Origin of the sequence: Micromonospora sp. M51 (genome assembly GCF_018070305.1) — a bacterium.
Lineage (GTDB): Bacteria > Actinomycetota > Actinomycetes > Mycobacteriales > Micromonosporaceae > Micromonospora > Micromonospora parva.
The window spans coordinates 1-1,480 of sequence record NZ_JAGPXZ010001084.1; the positions used below are offsets into that span (position 1 = coordinate 1).

Sequence of the window (1,480 nt, forward strand, 5' to 3'; positions counted from 1 at the left end):
ACCTCCAGGAACTCGCGCAGCACCGCGTCCGAGGCGCGCAGCACCGAGCAGCTGCCGAAATAGAGTCGCCGGCCCTCGGCGCGGCCGGCCATCAGCTCGGCCACCTCGTTCAACTCGACCGACTGCCAGTCGGTGAGGCAGAGCCGGCTCGGCTCGCCGTGCATGGCGAAGAAGCCGACCCGGTGGTCGGCGTACTGCTTGAGCAGCCAGCGGTCCAGGAAGTAGAACAGCTCGTCGCGGGTGGCCGCGTCCTTGTGGATGAAGCGGATCTTGCCCAGCCGCTCCAGCAGCTCCAGGGTGGGCAGCACCGAGCCCCGCTCGTTGAGGTCCCGGTGCCACTGACCCTCGACACAGAAGACGCCACCGCGTGCCACGCGCACCTCCGCCAGTCCGCCGCCCGGGCTGACGTTACCGGCCGCCGCCACCCTGGGAACATCACCCTCGGTGTGGCGGAACGCGACGTTCGGTGTGCTTGGCCGCAGAAAGGCCGATCGGTGGGAAATGGCTGTTTCGCAAATCAGCTGAATTCCCAGGCAATACCCAGGGACAGCGGATTGTGAGCACGATTCTCGTTAATCGCCGCCAACGGCACGGATCAGTGCGAGGGTGGAAATCACGGGACTTCTCGGTCGATGTCCCGGAGCCACCCCATTCGCTCTCCTATCGGGAGGACTTCTGTGCGCGTAAACACCTTGAAGCGTGCCGCCGTCGCATTCGCCCTGGCACTGCCCGGGGCCGCAATCGCCACGGTGGTCGCCGCACCGGCGGCGCACGCGGACGGCTGTTACACCTGGAACCGCACCCTGACCCAGGGCCGCTCCGGCAACGACGTCCGGCAGTTGCAGATCCGGGTCGCCGGGTGGGCCGGCTACCGGGACATCGTGGAGAACGACGGCCGCTACGGGCCCAAGACCGCCGCCGCGGTCAAGCGGTTCCAGCAGGCGTACGGGCTGCGCGCCGACGGCATCGCCGGCCCGCAGACCTTCGCCAAGCTGTACCAACTCCAGGACAACGACTGCACGCCCGCGCACTTCAGCTACAGCGAGCTGGACAACGGGTGCGGCGGGAGCGGGTGGAGCGGCGGACCGCTGTCGGCGAGCCAGACCAAGCAGAACGCGCTGCGCACCATGTGGAAGCTGGAGGCGCTGCGCAAGGGCCTCGGCGACAAGCCGCTCTACGTGTCCAGCGGCTTCCGCAGTCGCGCCTGCAACAACCAGGTCGGTGGCGCGTCCGACAGTCAACACCTGTACGGCAACGCGGCCGACGTGACCTCACGGACGTCCTCGCTGTGCCAGATCGCCCGCAACGCCCGCAACAACGGATTCAGTGGGCTCTACGGACCGGGCTACCCCGACCACGACGACCACGTGCACGTCGACTCGCGTCGGGAGAACAACAGCGACCGCAGCTCGAACACCACGAGCTGGTCCGCCCCGGACTGCGGGGTCGGTAACTGAGTCGCCCGCCCAGAGCGGCGGGG

1 protein-coding gene and 1 pseudogene are annotated in these 1,480 nt (G+C 68.3%); one reads left to right on the plus strand and one right to left on the minus strand.

Going from position 1 to position 1,480, the window contains the following annotated elements; all coding sequences use genetic code 11:
• Positions 1 to 374, minus strand: a pseudogene (locus KBX53_RS32665) (hypothetical protein); the annotation flags it as partial.
• A gap of 303 nt (positions 375 to 677) precedes the next feature.
• Between KBX53_RS32665 and KBX53_RS32670 the strand changes: the two are divergent.
• Positions 678 to 1,457 (plus strand): D-Ala-D-Ala carboxypeptidase family metallohydrolase, encoded by a 780-nt coding sequence (locus KBX53_RS32670; protein ID WP_030331333.1) that lies wholly within the window; start codon positions 678 to 680, stop codon positions 1,455 to 1,457.
• Positions 1,458 to 1,480: the final 23 nt, after the last annotated feature.